At 69.3% G+C, this 14,688-nt stretch carries 13 protein-coding genes and 1 pseudogene; 3 read left to right on the top strand and 11 right to left on the bottom strand.

Annotated elements, in window-relative coordinates:
• Both RBS60_RS12285 and RBS60_RS12280 read right to left on the bottom strand, forming a co-directional pair.
• Positions 1-149, bottom strand: a pseudogene (locus RBS60_RS12285) (ABC transporter permease); the annotation flags it as partial.
• 63 nt (positions 150-212) lie between these two features.
• The gene (locus tag RBS60_RS12280; RefSeq protein WP_307957838.1) at positions 213-1,202 is read right to left on the bottom strand and encodes a substrate-binding domain-containing protein; all 990 of its coding nucleotides are present in this window, start codon (positions 1,200-1,202) and stop codon (positions 213-215) included.
• A 316-nt stretch (positions 1,203-1,518) separates the two neighbouring features.
• On the opposite strand from RBS60_RS12280, the gene RBS60_RS12275 reads away from it, so the two are divergent.
• Positions 1,519-2,259: a GntR family transcriptional regulator gene (locus RBS60_RS12275; RefSeq protein ID WP_307957837.1), complete on the top strand. Its 741-nt coding sequence runs from the start codon at positions 1,519-1,521 to the stop codon at positions 2,257-2,259.
• Positions 2,260-2,303: 44 nt separating this feature from the next.
• Positions 2,304-3,224 carry a 5-deoxy-glucuronate isomerase gene (iolB, locus tag RBS60_RS12270; RefSeq protein ID WP_307957836.1) on the top strand — a complete coding sequence of 307 codons (921 nt, stop codon included), beginning with the start codon at positions 2,304-2,306 and terminating at the stop codon, positions 3,222-3,224.
• Positions 3,225-3,231: 7 nt separating this feature from the next.
• Here iolB and RBS60_RS12265 read toward each other — a convergent pair whose 3' ends face one another.
• The 9 genes from RBS60_RS12265 to RBS60_RS12225 form a co-directional block, all read right to left on the bottom strand.
• Positions 3,232-4,092, bottom strand: a complete 861-nt coding sequence (locus RBS60_RS12265; RefSeq protein WP_307957835.1) for a hypothetical protein — start codon at positions 4,090-4,092, stop codon at positions 3,232-3,234.
• Between the two features lie 226 nt (positions 4,093-4,318).
• Positions 4,319-5,212 (bottom strand): sugar phosphate isomerase/epimerase family protein, encoded by an 894-nt coding sequence (locus tag RBS60_RS12260; RefSeq protein ID WP_307957834.1) that lies wholly within the window; start codon positions 5,210-5,212, stop codon positions 4,319-4,321.
• Positions 5,209-6,222: a Gfo/Idh/MocA family oxidoreductase gene (locus tag RBS60_RS12255; RefSeq protein WP_307957833.1), complete on the bottom strand. Its 1,014-nt coding sequence runs from the start codon at positions 6,220-6,222 to the stop codon at positions 5,209-5,211. The genes RBS60_RS12260 and RBS60_RS12255 overlap by 4 nt, the downstream gene beginning before the upstream one ends.
• A gap of 30 nt (positions 6,223-6,252) precedes the next feature.
• Positions 6,253-7,182 carry a sugar phosphate isomerase/epimerase gene (locus RBS60_RS12250; protein WP_307957832.1) on the bottom strand — a complete coding sequence of 310 codons (930 nt, stop codon included), beginning with the start codon at positions 7,180-7,182 and terminating at the stop codon, positions 6,253-6,255.
• Positions 7,183-7,207: 25 nt separating this feature from the next.
• A complete protein-coding gene (locus tag RBS60_RS12245; RefSeq protein WP_307957831.1) occupies positions 7,208-8,707 on the bottom strand; it encodes a CoA-acylating methylmalonate-semialdehyde dehydrogenase in 1,500 nt (499 codons plus the stop codon).
• A gap of 53 nt (positions 8,708-8,760) precedes the next feature.
• Complete coding sequence (iolD, locus tag RBS60_RS12240) at positions 8,761-10,698, bottom strand: 3D-(3,5/4)-trihydroxycyclohexane-1,2-dione acylhydrolase (decyclizing) (protein WP_307957852.1); 1,938 nt, start codon at positions 10,696-10,698, stop codon at positions 8,761-8,763.
• A 14-nt stretch (positions 10,699-10,712) separates the two neighbouring features.
• Positions 10,713-11,600: a deoxyribose-phosphate aldolase gene (locus tag RBS60_RS12235; RefSeq protein WP_307957851.1), complete on the bottom strand. Its 888-nt coding sequence runs from the start codon at positions 11,598-11,600 to the stop codon at positions 10,713-10,715.
• A gap of 107 nt (positions 11,601-11,707) precedes the next feature.
• Positions 11,708-12,697 carry a 5-dehydro-2-deoxygluconokinase gene (iolC, locus tag RBS60_RS12230; protein ID WP_307957830.1) on the bottom strand — a complete coding sequence of 330 codons (990 nt, stop codon included), beginning with the start codon at positions 12,695-12,697 and terminating at the stop codon, positions 11,708-11,710.
• 119 nt (positions 12,698-12,816) lie between these two features.
• Positions 12,817-13,221, bottom strand: coding sequence for a tautomerase family protein (locus tag RBS60_RS12225; protein WP_307957829.1), 405 nt, complete (start codon positions 13,219-13,221; stop codon positions 12,817-12,819).
• Positions 13,222-13,380: 159 nt separating this feature from the next.
• Here RBS60_RS12225 and RBS60_RS12220 point away from each other — a divergent pair, with 159 nt between their 5' ends.
• Entirely contained in the window at positions 13,381-14,685 is a 1,305-nt protein-coding gene (locus RBS60_RS12220; RefSeq protein ID WP_307957828.1) for an MFS transporter, read from the top strand.
• Positions 14,686-14,688: the final 3 nt, after the last annotated feature.

Below are 14,688 nucleotides of genomic sequence, written 5' to 3'. Positions count from 1 at the left end.
ACCGCCGCGAAGAAGATGAACAGCACGACCGCGGCCGCCAGCGCCCCGACCTCCGGACGGCCCAGGAGCTTCTGGAACGGGCCACGACGCCCGACCCGCTCGTCTTTGGCAGCCGGCGCGGGCGCCGACGGCAAGGTTGCAGTTGCCATGGAAACACTCCTTGATGGTGGGCCGCGCGGCGTTCCCGCCGCGCGGCCCGATGTCTATGCGGTTTAGCGGACGCCTTGCTTGGCGAATTTGACGACGTCGGAGGCGTTGGACTTGTCAACGATGGTCGGGCCGGTCAGCACCGGCTGCCCACCACCGATCTTGAACCCGCCGCGCTTGTTCTGCCAGAGCGCGTCCACCGACATGTAGCCCTGCAGCCACGGCTGCTGGTCCACAGTGAAGAGCACCTTGCCGTCAACGATGTCCTGGGCGAGTTCGGCGTTGAGGTCGAAGCTCGCCACCTTGGCCGAGCTGCCGGCATCAGAGACGGACTTGAGCAGGGTCAGCGTGATCGGGGCGCCGAGGCCGATGATCACGTCGGCGTCCTTCGTGGCCTGGAGCTTCGCCGTGGCCGTGGACTGGACCGAGGTCATGTCCTGGCCGTTGACGTAGAGGATCTCCGTGCCGGGGACCTTGGCCTTGACACCCGCGCACCGGGCCTCGAGCCCCACGTGGCCCTGCTGCTGGATGACGCAGACGGGGTGCTTGTAGCCGTCCGAGGCGAGCTTGGTGCCCACGGCCTCACCGGCGAGCTTCTCGTTCGAGCCGAAGTGCGTGAACGCCCCGAGCTTGGCTGAAGCGTCCTCGCCGGCGTTCAGGCTCACGACCGGGATGCCCGCGTCGGTGGCCTTCTTGACGACGTCCTTGAGCGCGTCGGGGGTTGCCATCGTGAGAGCGATGCCATCCACCTTCTGGTCGATGGCCTGCTGCACGAGCTGCGCCTGGCGGCCGGCCTCGGGGTCGTTGAGGTACTGGAGGTCGACGTTGTCCTTGGACGCCGCCTCCTCGGCACCCTTGCGCACGATGTCCCAGAACGTGTCGCCGGCGGCGGCGTGCGTGATGAGGGCAACCTTCATCCTGGGAGTCGAGACGGCCTGACCGCCGCCTGCGGCCGTATCGGTCGCCGTCTTCCCGCCCGCCGAACAGGCGGCGAGGGCGAGCATCGGCACTGCGAGCGCCACGATCGCTCCCTGGCGCCACGAAAACTTGGTCACGAGAATCTCCTTCGATCCATGGCCCCGCCGGACGAGTCCGCCTCGGTCTCGGGCCTTGGCTAGATCATGGGTGATCTGGATCACGACTGTCAATACTTTGTCTACACATAAGCACTAATTTGGTTCGCCGTCCCACGGGGCAACCTTCATTTGTCAGCATCCGCTGCATCGGGGCCACGGCGCGAAACCACTGTCATGACGCGGAATGCGGTGCTAAGATCACCTCAAGAGATTTGTCCTATCAAATAAACAAACCTCAACCGCACAGCGCGGGCCGCGAAGATGCCCCGCGCAGCGCCCAGCCCAAGGAGGGGTCATGGCCACAGCCCTCAACATCCCCATCGACCGCTCGTCACCGGTCCCCCTGTACCACCAGGTAGTGCAGGGCATCGAGGGGATGATCCGCAGCGGTGCTCTCGAGCCGGGCTCCAAGCTCGAGAACGAGATCGAGCTCGCCGCGCAGCTCAACCTTTCCCGCCCCACGATGCGCAAGGCCATGGACGAGCTCGTGCGTGCCGGGCTCCTCGTGCGCAAGCGCGGGGTCGGCACCCAGGTCGTCGCAAGCCAAGTGCGCCGGCACCTCGAGCTCTCGAGCCTCTTCGACGACCTCGCGCGCGGCGGCAAGGCACCCGCTACCCGCGTGCTCAGCTTCCGCCACGGCCCGGCAGAGCCGGAGATCGCCGAGACACTCCAGCTTCCGCCGGGCGTCGGCGTCTACCACTTCACGCGCCTCCGCTCGGTGGACGAGAAGCCACTCGCGCTCATGGAGAACTGGGTGCGGGACGACGTCGCCGAACTCACCGAGGTGGGGCTCAGGGAGCACGGCATGTACCAGATCCTGCGGGACGCTGGCGTGAACTTCCGGCTCGCCAACCAGCGGATCGGTGCGGCGGTCGCAGACGCGGACCAGGCCGAGCTGCTCGAGGTCGCTGCGGGCTCCGCGCTCGTGACCATGGAACGCACGGCCGTGGACGATACGGGCCGCAGCGTAGAAACGGGGCGGCATGCGTACCGAGCCGATTCCTACAGCTTCGAAATGACGCTCGTCCAGCGCTGAGCGCACGAGCGGACCAACAGGACCCGACAGAAGGGACACAGCACATGGCAGAGTGGGTCTACCCCCTCGGCAGCGCGTCCGACGGCGCGTGGCAGGTTTCGCTCGGCCCGACGGAAGCGGGGAACAGCAGCGCTCCCGCCGTTCCGGGCTGGGCGCACACGGGCATCAAGGTGGCCGTGCTCGCTCCCGGCGCCTCGGTCTCACTCGAGGCCGCCGGCGAGGAACGCATCGTGGTCCCTCTCGAGGGCTCCTTCGAGGTGACGGTCGACGGCGTCGCGCACCACCTGCGTGGCCGCGCCTCGGTCTTCGCGGGCCCGAGCGACGTCCTCTACACGGGGATCGGCAGGACCGCGGTGATCTCGAGCGCCGAGGGCGGCCGGGTCGCCGTCGCGCTTGCACCCGCGAAGGAGGAGTACCCCACGCGGCTCGTGCGCGCGGAGGAGACGCCCGTCGAGCTGCGCGGCGCCGGCAACTGCTCGCGCCAGGTGCACAACTTCGGTACCCCCGCCGCCCTCGAGGCGGACCGCTTCATCGTGTGCGAGGTCATCACACCCGGCGGCAACTGGTCCTCGTACCCGCCGCACAAGCACGATGAGGAGAAGGACGGCGAGACCTTCCTCGAGGAGATCTACTACTTCGAGACACGCCTCGCCCCGGACTCCCCCATCGCCGGCGGCCCCGCGGAGGCTGGCCAGGACCCCGTGGGCTACGCCCGGGTCTATGCCTCCGACGAGCGCCCCATCGACGTCAACGCCGAGGTGCGCACGGGCGACGTCGTGCTCGTCCCCTACGGCTGGCACGGCCCGGCGATGGCCGCGCCCGGCTATGACCTGTACTACCTCAACGTCATGGCAGGCCCAGGCCGCGTGCGCGAGTGGCTCATCAGCGACGATCCCCACCACGGCTGGGTCCGCTCAACGTGGGACGCCCAGCAGGTGGACCCTCGCCTGCCCTTCTCCGCCTAGGACACGCCTAAGAGGCAGAGGAACTCGCGCTCGGCGAGGCGCCCGAACCGGACTGGCCCGACGAGCTCGCGGAACCCGAGGAGCTCGGCGAGCCGGTGCTGCTCGACGAGCTGGACGTCGACGGCGAACTCGAGGTGCCGGTGGACGGGCTGGAGGTCGAGGACCCGGTGGCATTGCGGAGCACGCTGTTCACGAACCCCTCGAGCTCCGACTGGTCCTTGTCGCCCAGATTGCTCCCGCTCTTGGTGGCGACGACAAGGAGCCTGCCCTGAGCTCCAGAGACCTGCATGAGCATGTCCGAGCTGTTGTTGCCGCGGGTGCTGACGGTGCCGAAGGTCTCGGCAGCGTTTGTCTTGGCCTGGAGCTGCTTGCTCGCGACCGTGACCTTCTGCCCGAGCGCGGACACCGTGAAGTGCGAACAGGTGCCCATCTTGCCCTCGATGTCCTTGAGGATCTGCTGCGAGTCGGGGCCCTGTGAGCCGGACTGCGCTGAGACGGTCCTCGGCTGCTGGCTGTCGGAGATCGACACGGCGACCGAGCCGTTCTCGATGTTGTCCACGAGGCCGGCGGTTGCGATGGACTTGCAGTCGCTCGGATCCACCGTCGCGGTGCTGAGGAGGATCTTGCCGAGGTCCTTTCCGGCAGTCACCTGAGCCTTCGAGTAGGGCTTGAGGTCGTTGCCATCCGAATCCTTGAGCCCGGAGACGAGGTTCTGGAGCTCGGACTCGTTGTAGACCTTCGCGCTTGGGCTCGCCGAGGAGCTCGCGCTCGTTCCCGGGGAGGTCGTCCCGCCACCCATGCAGGCCGCCAGGCTCAGCGCTGACGCTCCCGCCAGCCCTAATCGGACTGCTGTGCTGATCCGGCTCATCGTCATCCTCCATCCGGCGCAGGCGCGCCACCTTGGAGGCCCGTTACCCTGAGGACGCTGTCCCCAACCCCCGCAATGGACGGTCGGCCAACCGCCGCGCCTAGAGGCGACAACGACGGTCCGTGGCGTCGCCGCGGGCCCGCGAACAACCGAGGGTCAGGTCCCGTGGGTGGAGACCCACACGACCTGACCCTCAGAACGTGACCCTCAGATGGACGTGGCGGAGCTACGCCACGGAGCCCGCCGCCGCACGGGCCTTCTCGGTCCGCTCGCGCATCTCCCGCAGCTGGTAGCGGGAGACCTCGAGGGCGTTGTCGTCCTCGGCGAAGACGCTCGAGACCATGACGGTGTCGTCGCGGTCCAGGAAGCCGATCTCGTTCAGGCCCCCGAAGAACTCGTCCCAGTTGACGTCGCCGTCGCCGATCTTGAGGTGCTGGTGGACGCGGACGTCGTTGCCGGGCGGGTTGGTGATGTACCGCAGACCGTGCGAGGCATGGTGGTTCATCGTGTCGGAGACGTGCACGACGCGGAGCCGGTCCCCCACCGCGCGCATGATCTCGAGCGGCTCGTCCTTCATGTGGAACGTGTGGGACGCAACATAGACGGATCCCACGTTCGGCGAGTTGAGTCCCCGGACCACGCGGAGCGCGGCGAGGCCTTCCTCGACGAAGTCGTCCGGGTGCGGATCGATCGCCACGTGGACGCCCTCGCGCTCGAAGACCGGCAGGAGCTCCTCCATGGACTTGTAGAAGCAGGCCTCGGACTCCTCCGGCTTCTCCGGGCGGCCGGAGAATTCGGTGTTCATCTGGGTGCAGCCCAGATCCACTGTGATCTGGATGGCCCGTTTCCAGTACCGCACAGCGGCCTCGCGCATCGCCTCGTCCGGACCGGACCAGCGCAGCACGGGCAGGACCGAGGCGACCTCAACGCCCGCATCGGCGCACGCGCTGCGGAACTGCCGCACGAGCAGGTCGTCGGCCTTGGGGTGCGTGAAGAACGGGATCATGTCCCGGTGCGGGGTCAGCTGGAGGTACTGGTACCCGAGCTCGGCAGCGAGGGCCGGGAACTCGAGCAGCGAGTGCGTCGAGTGGAAAGGCGTGGGGTCGAGGGCAACCTTCACCTGTACAGCTCCGGCTTCTCGTTGAGCGTGACGGCCACCTTCTCGCCGCTCTTCTGCGCCTCGACACCGGCCTCGCAGCACGCCGCGGTCGCATAGCCGTCCCACGCCGAGGGGCCGCCGATCTCGTCGCGGAGCGCGGCATCGACCCAGGCCTGGACCTCGACGTCGTACGCGGCGCCGAAGCGCTCGATGAAGCTCGGGGTCACGACGCCGCCCCACCGGCCGGCACGCCGCACGTACGGCCCGCCGTCGCCCCCGATGTCCACGATCCCGTCCTCGAACGCGGCCTGCGTCGCGACCTCGTAGCCGAACTGGGCGTTGACGTAGATCTCGACGTCGGCGAGGACACCGGACTCGGTCTCGATGAGCACGTGCTGCGGGTCGTGCTGGCCCGCGGGCGCCTTAGAGGTCGCCTTGCCCAAGCGCACCTGGACCGAGGTGATCTCCTCGCCCGTGAGGTAGCGGATCACGTCGAACTCGTGCACCACCGAGTCGTTGATGAGCATCTCGTTAGTGAAGCCCGGAGGGGTGTCGGGGTTGCGGTGGCGGCAGTGCAGCATGAGCAGCTCGCCGAGCTCGGCGGAGCGGATCATGCCGCCGAGAGCCGCGTAGTCGGTGTCGAAGCGACGCATGAAGCCGACCTGAATGCGCTTGCGGCCCAGCTTCTGCTCGGCCTCGACGATCTTCCAGGCAGAAGCGGCGTCCGGGGTGAGCGGCTTCTCGCACAGGATCGGGATGTCCCGCTCGAGGGCCTCGAGGAGCGCCGCCTCGTGGAGGAAGCCGGGCGTGGCGATGAGGACGGCGTCCACGTCGCCGGACTCATAGGCCTCCGCAGCCGTCGCGAACGCCTTCGCGCCCGGGATGTCCGCGATCGCCGCGTTGGCGCGGTCGAGGTCGATGTCGACGACGGCGGCCACGTCGGCCCCGTGGATGTGGGTATGCAGGCGCTGGATGTGGTCCGCGCCCATGCGGCCGGCGCCGATGACGGCGACGCGCAGGTTGTCAGCCATGATGGTGTGCCTTTCCGAGAACGTCTGGCTTCAGGAGACCCGCGTGCGGGAGCCGCACGAAAGGAGGTAGTTGCGGGTGCGCTTGGCGATCGGCATGGGCACCTCGAAAGCGACGGGGTACATGTCCTGCTCGACGATGCCGAAGATCGGCTTGTCGAGGGCCTCGACCGCCTCGATGACCTCGCGAAGGTCCGGCAGGCCGCCGGGGGGCTCGGTCATGACACCGGCCGCATTGGCCGCCGCGAACGTGAGGTTCTCGGCGCGCACGCGCTCCATGATTCCCGGGTCGACCTGCTTGAGGTGCAGGTAGCCGATGCGCTCCGGGTACTTGCGGATGAGGTCGACGCTGCTCGCGCCGCCGTACTCGGCGTGGCCCGTGTCGAGGCACAGGTTGAGGAGCTCCGGGTCGGTGTTCTTCAGGAGCGTCTCGATGTCGTCCTGGGTGAGGACGTGCGAGTCGGCGTGCGAGTGGAACTGCTGCTTGAGGCCGAACTGCTCGGCCAGGCGGCGGCCCAGCTCGTTGTGGCCATTGAACAGCGAGTCCCACTGCTCGGATGAGAGGACCTGGTTCTCGACGGCCTCACCCGTGACGTCGTCGCGCCACATCGCGGGGATGACGACGATGTGCTCGCCGCCCATCGCTGCGGTCAGCTCCGCGACCCTGCGGGCCGGCTCCCAGGCCTCTTCGAATGCTGCGTCCCCGGGCTGCCCCCCGCGGTGGAACGCCGTGAACACGGTGCCAGCCGACACCTGGAGGTCGCGGGCTTTGAGCTCGTCGGCGAGTCGGGACGGGTTGGTGGGCATGTAGCCGTAGGGGCCGAGCTCGATCCACTTGTAGCCGGACTCGGCCACCTCATCCAGGAAGCGCTCCCAGGGGGTCTGCTTCGGATCGTCGGCGAACCAGACGCCCCACGAATCCGGGGCCGTGCCGATGATGAGCTTGTTCTCGATATCGCTCATGGTGTTCCTCCGGTGGAATCGAGGCTTAGTTGGAGGGGAAGTTGTAGGAGGCGCCGGAGGCGTGGGTGGGTTCTGGCCAGCGCTGGGTGACGACCTTGGCGCGGGTGTAGAAGGCGACGCCTTCCTCGCCGTAGATGTGCTTGTCGCCGAAGAGGGAGTTCTTCCACCCGCCGAAGGAGTGGTACGCGACCGGGACGGGGATCGGGACGTTGACCCCGATCATGCCCACGTGGACCCCGCGGTGGAACTTGCGCGCGTTGGACCCGGAGGAGGTGAAGATCGCGGTGCCGTTGCCGTACGGGTTGGAGTTGACCAGCTCGATGGCCTCCTCGACCGTCTCGACGCGGACCACGGACAGGACCGGGCCGAAGATCTCCTCGGTGTACGCGCCCATGTCCGTGCCCACGTTGTCGATCACGGTCGGGCCGAACCAGTTCCCGCCCTCCTTGCCCGCCACGGTGAACTCGCGCCCGTCCACGACCAGCCGGGCCCCGGCCGCGGCGGCGTCGGTGACGATGCCGGCCATCCGGTCCCTGGACGCGGCCGTGATGACCGGGCCCATCTCCGCCCCCGGCTCGGTGCCCTCGGCGACTTTGACGGCCTCGGCCCGCTGGGCGACCTTGCCCACCAGGGCATCGGCGGCGTCCCCGACCGCCACGGCCACGGAGATCGCCATGCACCGCTCCCCCGCGGAGCCGAACGCGGCAGCGGCCAGGTGGTCCGCGGCGTTGTCCAGGTCCGCGTCCGGGAGGATGATCGCGTGGTTCTTCGCCCCGCCCAGGGCCTGGACCCGCTTCCCGTGCGCGGTGGCCGTCTCCTGGACGTACCTGGCGATCGGGGTCGACCCCACGAACGAGATGGCGTCCACGTCGGGGTGGGTCAGGAGCCCGTCCACGGTCTCCTTGCCACCGTGCAGGACCTGGAACACCCCGGCCGGCAGGCCCGCCTCGGCCCACAGCCGCGCGAGCAGCATCGAGGCCGAGGGGTCACGCTCGGAGGGCTTGAGGATGAACGCGTTGCCCGTGGCGATCGCCACCGGGGCCATCCACAGCGGCACCATCACCGGGAAGTTGAACGGCGTGATCCCGGCGACCACCCCGACCGGCTGGCGGTAGGAGAACACGTCGATCCCGGTCGAGGCCTGGTCCGAGTAGGCGCCCTTGAGCAGCTGCGGGATCCCGCACGCGAACTCCACCACCTCCAGGCCCCGGCCGATCTCGCCCTTCGCATCCGAGATCACCTTCCCGTGCTCCGCCGTCACCCGCTCGGCAAGCTCGTCGATGTGCGCGGCGACGAGCTCACGGAACCGGAACAGCACCCCGGTGCGCTTGGCCAGGGAGATGTCGTTCCACGACTCCGCGGCCTTGCGCGCCGCCGCGACGGCCGTCTCCAGGTCCGCCGCGTCCGCAAGCCGAAGCTCGCCCGTCTGCTCGCCCGTGGCCGGGTTGAACACCGGCTGCGTCCGCTCCCCGACACCGTTGGACTCCACGCCATCGAGGAAATGCGGAATGGTCTTGACACTCATGATCTAACTCCTGTGGGAATTCTTGGTGGGAAGGGTTGGGACGGCGGCGGTGCTCACCCGAGCAGGGGCCGCTGGCGGGACTTGTGGTCGGTGTAGGTGGCGAAGGCGGCCTGGGTGGACTCGAGTTCGGAGGCCCCGGAGACGGGGACGTCCCACCAGGACTCGGAGCTCGGGGCGTCGATGAGCGGATCGGACTCGATGTGGATCACGATCGGCCCGCTGCCCTCCGGGGCAGCCTTGGCCTTGCCGACGGCGGCCTCGAGGTCGGCGATCGCGTTCGGTCCCGGCTCGATCCGGTAGACCGTGACGCCGAGGCTCTCGGCATTCGTGGCGAGGTCGATCGGGAGCTTCTCGCCGTCGTCGAACGTGTGGTGCTCGGCGTCGAGCGTGCGGTACTTCGTGCCGAAGCGCTGGGATCCGAGCTGCTCGGACAGCGCGCCGATCGAGGCGTAGCCGTGGTTCTGGATGAGCACGGTGATGAGCTTGATGCCCTCCGCGACCGCCGTGACGAGCTCGGTGTGCATCATGAGGTACGAGCCGTCGCCGACCATGACGACGACGTCCCTGTTCGCCTCGCCCTTGGACGTCGCATCGACGGCCGCGCGCTTGACCCCCAGCCCGCCGGGGATCTCGTAGCCCATGCAGGAGAACGCGTACTCGACGTGGTACCCGAACGGGTCGCGGATGCGCCACATCTTGTGCAGGTCTCCGGGGAGGGAGCCTGCAGCGCAGACCACGACGTCGCGCGAGTCCATCGCGCGGTTGACCGCGCCGATGATGGCGTTCTGGGACACGAGAGGAGAGTAGTCCTGGGCGAAAGCGGCGTCGACCGTGTCGTCCCAGCGGGCCTTCTCGTCGGAGACCACACGCTCGAGGTCCGCCTCGACGCGGTAGCCGCCCAGCGCCGTCGTGAGCGCGGCCAGTGCCTTGCGCGCGTCGGCGACGATCGGCAGCGAGGTTCCGTGCTTGTAGGCGTCGATCGCGGCGACGTTGATGTTCACGAAGCTCACGCCCGGGTCCTGGAACGCCGTGCGGGAGGCCGTGGTGAAGTCCTCGTAGCGCGTGCCGATGCCGATCACGAGGTCGGCGTCGCGCACGAGCGCGTTGGCCGCCGTCGTGCCGGTCGAGCCGACCGCCCCGAGCGCCTGCGGGTGGTCCCACGCGAGGGAGCCGACGCCGGCCTGGGTCCAGCCGACCGGGATGCCGGTGGCCTCGGCGAAGGCGCGCAGCTGGTCCGTGGCGAAGGCGTAGAGCACGCCGCCGCCGGCGATGATGACCGGGCGCTTCGCGGCGCGGATGCGGCGGGCGGCCTCGGCGATGTCCTGGCCCTCGGGCTCGGGGCGGCGGATGCGCCACTCGCGCTCGGCGAGGAACTCCTCGGGGACGTCGAAGACCTCGGCCTGGACGTCCTGCGGGAGGGCGATCGTCACGGCGCCGGTCTCGGCCGGGTCCGTCAGGACGCGCAGGCCGTGCAGGAGCGCCGAGAAGAGCTGCTCCGGGCGGTTGACCCGGTCGAAGTACTTGGACAGCGGACGGAACGCGTCGTTGACCGTGATGTCGTAGCCGTGCGGGTGCTCGAGCTGCTGCAGGACCGGGTCCGCGGCGCGGGTCGCGAACGTGTCCGAGGGCAGGAGCAGCGCGGGGAGGCGGTTCGCCGTGGCGAGCGCAGCGCCGGTGAGCAGGTTGGACGAGCCGGGACCGATCGACGTCGAGATCGCGAAGGTCTGGCGGCGGCGCGTGTGCCGCGCGTACCCGACAGCCTGATGCGCCTGCGCCTGCTCGTTGCGGCCCTGGTAGTACGGCATGAGTGTGGGGTCGGCGACCTGCCACTGCTTGAGCGCCTGTCCCACCCCGGCCACGTTGCCGTGGCCGAAGATGCCGAACATGCCGGGGATGAGCCGCTCCCTGTACGATCCCCCATCGGGCCCCCCGACGGTGTCAACCGTGTACTGGCGGCCGAGGAACTCGACGAGCGCCTGGGCGACCGTCATCCTGCGGGTGGTGCTCACTTGGCAGCCTCCTTGGTGCTGTGTCCCGATGGGATCTCTTCGGTGTGCAGCAGCGAAGCCGCAGCTGCGACGGCGCCGGCAACATCGCCGTCGGCCGGGTAGAGGAGCGTGCGGCCCACGGTCAGGCCCTGCACGCCAGGCAGTGCGAGCGCCCGGCCCCACGAGGCGAAGACCTCGTCCTGGTGGCCGGTCGGGTCCCCGCCCAGGAGGACCGTCGGCATGGTCGTGGCGGCCATGACGCGTTCCATGTCCTGAACGACTGGCAGCTTCATCCACGTGTAGGCGCTCGTCGAGCCGAGGCCCGAGGCGATCCCGATGGACTTGATGACGGCCTCAGCGGAGAGGTCGTTCTTGACCTTGCCATCGACCCAGCCCGAGAGGAACGGCTCGACCATCGCGATGAGGCCGCGGGCGGCGAGCGCGTCGATGGCCTTCGCGGTGCTCTCGAGGATGGACGCGGTGGCGGGATCGCCGAGGGCGATGCGGGTGAGCATCTTGCCGCCGTCGGCCCCCAGCGCCGCGAGCGCCTCGGCCGTGTGGCCCGTGAAGCGGTCGTCGAACTCGTTGACGAACCCGGCCAGGCCGCCACGGTTCATCGAACCGAAGACGAGCTTGCCCTCGAGCGCGCCGAGAAGGAGCAGGTCGTCCATGATGTCCGGGCTCGCCAGGACCCCATCGACGGCGGGGTTCGCCAGGGCGATCTGGAGCCTGTCGAGGAGCTCGCGCCGGTCTGCCATGGCCTCGGGCCGGCCCTGGGCCGCGAGCGCGCCGCGGGCGGGGTGGTCGGCCGCGACGATGAAGTCCTGCTTGCCGAGCACGGGGCCCGGGTGGCGGCGGCGGTTCTGGGCGGCGCGCGCAACGGCGGCCGGGTCCTCGAGCCGGATCTTGGTGAGGTGCTCGTAGCGGCGAGGGTCGTCGTCGTGCGGGTTCGCGAGGACGGGCGCCCCGCCACGGACGACGCCGCTCGGAGACGCGGTCTCGGCGGCGGCGCTCACTGGGCCACCGCCTCGGGGACGAGACGGCCGCGTTCGGACAGCAGCGCGGTGACCTCTGCCGGCGTCGGCATCGCATCGGCGCACGAGAGGCGCGAGGCGACGATCGCGCCGGAGGCGTTCGCGTAGTCCAGGACTTGGGCGAGCGGCCAGCCGGCGAGGAGTCCGTGGCAGAACGCGCCGCCGAACGAGTCGCCGGCGCCGAGGCCGTTGAGGGTCTCGACCGGGACTGGGGCGGAGACGACGCGCTCGGTGCGGGTCTTGGCCATGACGCCCTCGGGGCCGAGCTTGACCACGGCGATCTCGACGCCCGCGGCCAGGAGGCGGTCGGCCTGCTCATCCGGGGTGCCGTGGCCGACGGCGACCGCGCACTCCTCCTCGTTGCCGATCGCGACCGTGACATGCGGCAGGACTCTGGCGACCTGCTCGCGGGCTGCGTCCTCGGAGTCCCAGAACATGGGCCGGTAGTCGAGGTCGAGGACCGTGAACTGGCCCTCGGCCAACTCAGCGCGGGGGCGCGCCTCATGGGCGGCGATGTGGGCCGAGCGGCTCGGCTCCTGGCACAGGCCCGTCACGGTGGACCAGAAGATCCGCGCGTCCCTGATGGCCGCGAGGTCCAGCTCCTCGGCCTTGATCTGCAGGTCCGGGGCCGTGGGGAAGCGGCCGTAGAAGTACAGCGGGAACTCGTGCGTGGCCGGGATGATGGCGCAGAAGGTCGCCGGGGTCTGGAGTCCCGCGACCGGGGCCACGAAACGGTCATCGACACCGAACTTGGCCAGCTCGCGGTGGAGGTACGTCCCGAACGGGTCGTCCCCGGTGCGGGTGATGACGGCGGTGGTGCGCCCGTGGCGGGCTGCGGCGACGGCGACGTTCGACGGCGAGCCGCCCAGGTACTTGCCGAAGCTCGTCACGTCCGCCAGGCCGACTCCGATGTCGTTGGGGTAGATGTCGACGCTGATGCGCCCCATCGTGAGAACGTCGTAGGTCACTTCGCGGTGCCTTTCGTTGTAAGCCCGGAACCCCGGGCCGGCTTCGCTGCCTGTGGCGTCGGCCACAGGTCAACTCTGCTACAGAATTAATGTCCTGTCAAAGGTTTGTATTGACAATTTCAGCCAGCAGGGACGGCCAGCTCGCCCGTCACATACTGGGCTCGCCCGAAGCCGAAGGACCAGTCCCCGGCACCGTTCTCGACGTAGCCGATGAAGACGTCCTCGCCCGGCACGCCCGCGTCGGCGAGGTTGTGCGCGACGGCCGCGAACAGGGACTCCTTGGCCTCCTGGCTGCGCCCGCCCTGGGTGAAGATCTGGATCATGACAACGCCGCCCGAGCGTTCGAATCCGAGGCCCGCATCCTGCGCGACGATCTGGCCAGGTGCATGCTCGGTGACGATGTGGAAGTAGTCGCGCTCGGGGATGCGGTACTCAGCCAGAACCGCCTCGTGGACGGCGCGGCTGATGCGCGCGAGCTGCTCGGGGGTGCGGCCGGCATTGACGTCGATGCGGATGAGAGGCATGTGCGGGGCACCTTCACTGTGGAACTTTGTGCTGACATACTCAGACTAAGCCGCATCAGCCGCTGTTGCAACACTTTGTCCTTACAAAGTTCGGTCACCTCGGTGGCGCGACCTCGCCGTGAGAGGGTGGACCAGAATCCCCCTCCCGAAAGGACACCCGTGACCCGGCGGATCAGCCGTACCGCGGCGCTGGCCCTCCTCGCCGTCGGCCTCATGTCGCTCAACTCCCGCGCGCCGATCGTCGGCCTCGGGCCGGTACTCCCGGACATCCAGCGCGACACGGGTCTCAGCGCCGCCGTCGTGGGCCTCCTCGCCGCGATCCCGGTGCTCTGCTTCGGGCTCATCACTCCAGCCGCGGCATGGCTCGTGGGCAAGATCGGCATCAATCACGCGGTCCTGTACTTCTTCGGCGGGCTTGCCCTGGGCATCGTGGTCCGCTCCTACGGGGGCGCCGCTGGGGCGCTCGTCGGGACGGTGGTCCTTGGCGTCGCCATGACCCTCGTGAATGTGGCCACGCCCCTCATCGTGGGCCGCGACTTCCCGCTCCGCGCCGCGCTCATGACCGGCGTGACCACGGCCGCCGTGAACGTCGGCACCACTCTCGCGTCGGCGCTCACTGCGCCACTGGCCGGCACGATCGGCTGGCAGGGCTCGCTCGTGTCCTGGCTCGGATTCGTGGCGATCGCCGCAGGCGTCTGGTTCTTCGTATTCCCTGCCAGCAAGGACGGGCCGCGGTGGTCCGACGCTGACTTCCCGGGGCGCGCCGCGAAGGCGGCCGCGCGGCGTCGCGCGGAGCTGCGGGCGGCGCAGGGACAGCCGGGCACCGAGACCGGGCCCCTCCCCCTCGTCCCCCGAGCCAAGATCAGCCCCGGGAATCGGCGCATGATGTGGCTGTTCACGGCGACCTTCGCGCTGCACAACGTCGGCTACTACGCCATGACCCTGTGGCTGCCCTCGTATCTCGCCCAGACGCAGGGCATGACCTTGGCCCAGGCCGGACTCGGGGCGAGCCTCCTCCAGCTGTTCGCGATCGCCGGACCCCTGCTCATCCCCGCCCTCATCCACCTCTTCGGGTGGGGCGAGAAGCAGCTCTTCGCGCTCGTCGCGGTCTGCTGGCTCGTGCTGCCGGCGGGGCTCCTGGTGGCCCCGGCCGCGTGGGTGCTGTGGGCCGTACTCGGGGGCATCGCCCAGGGCGGCACGTTCACGGTCGTGTTCACCGTGGTCATCAAGCGGGCCCGCAGCCTCGATGAGAACCGGCGCATGACGGCGCTCATCCAGTCCGTCGGGTACGCGATCGCATCCACGGGGCCGATCGTCATCGGCGGACTGCGCGAGGCCGCGGGCAACTGGCAGGCGCCGCTCGTGTTCGTGCTCGGTGCACTCGTCGTCATGGCGGTGACGGGCTTCCTGGCGATCCGGTCACGCACGACGCCGCCCCTCGCCTCCCGCTCGCAGCGCGCCTAGCAT

Origin of the sequence: Sinomonas sp. ASV486 (genome assembly GCF_030908215.1) — a bacterium.
Lineage (GTDB): Bacteria > Actinomycetota > Actinomycetes > Actinomycetales > Micrococcaceae > Sinomonas > Sinomonas puerhi.
Note: the sequence above shows the minus strand (reverse complement) of the source record. Positions and strands in the feature narration are given on the sequence as shown.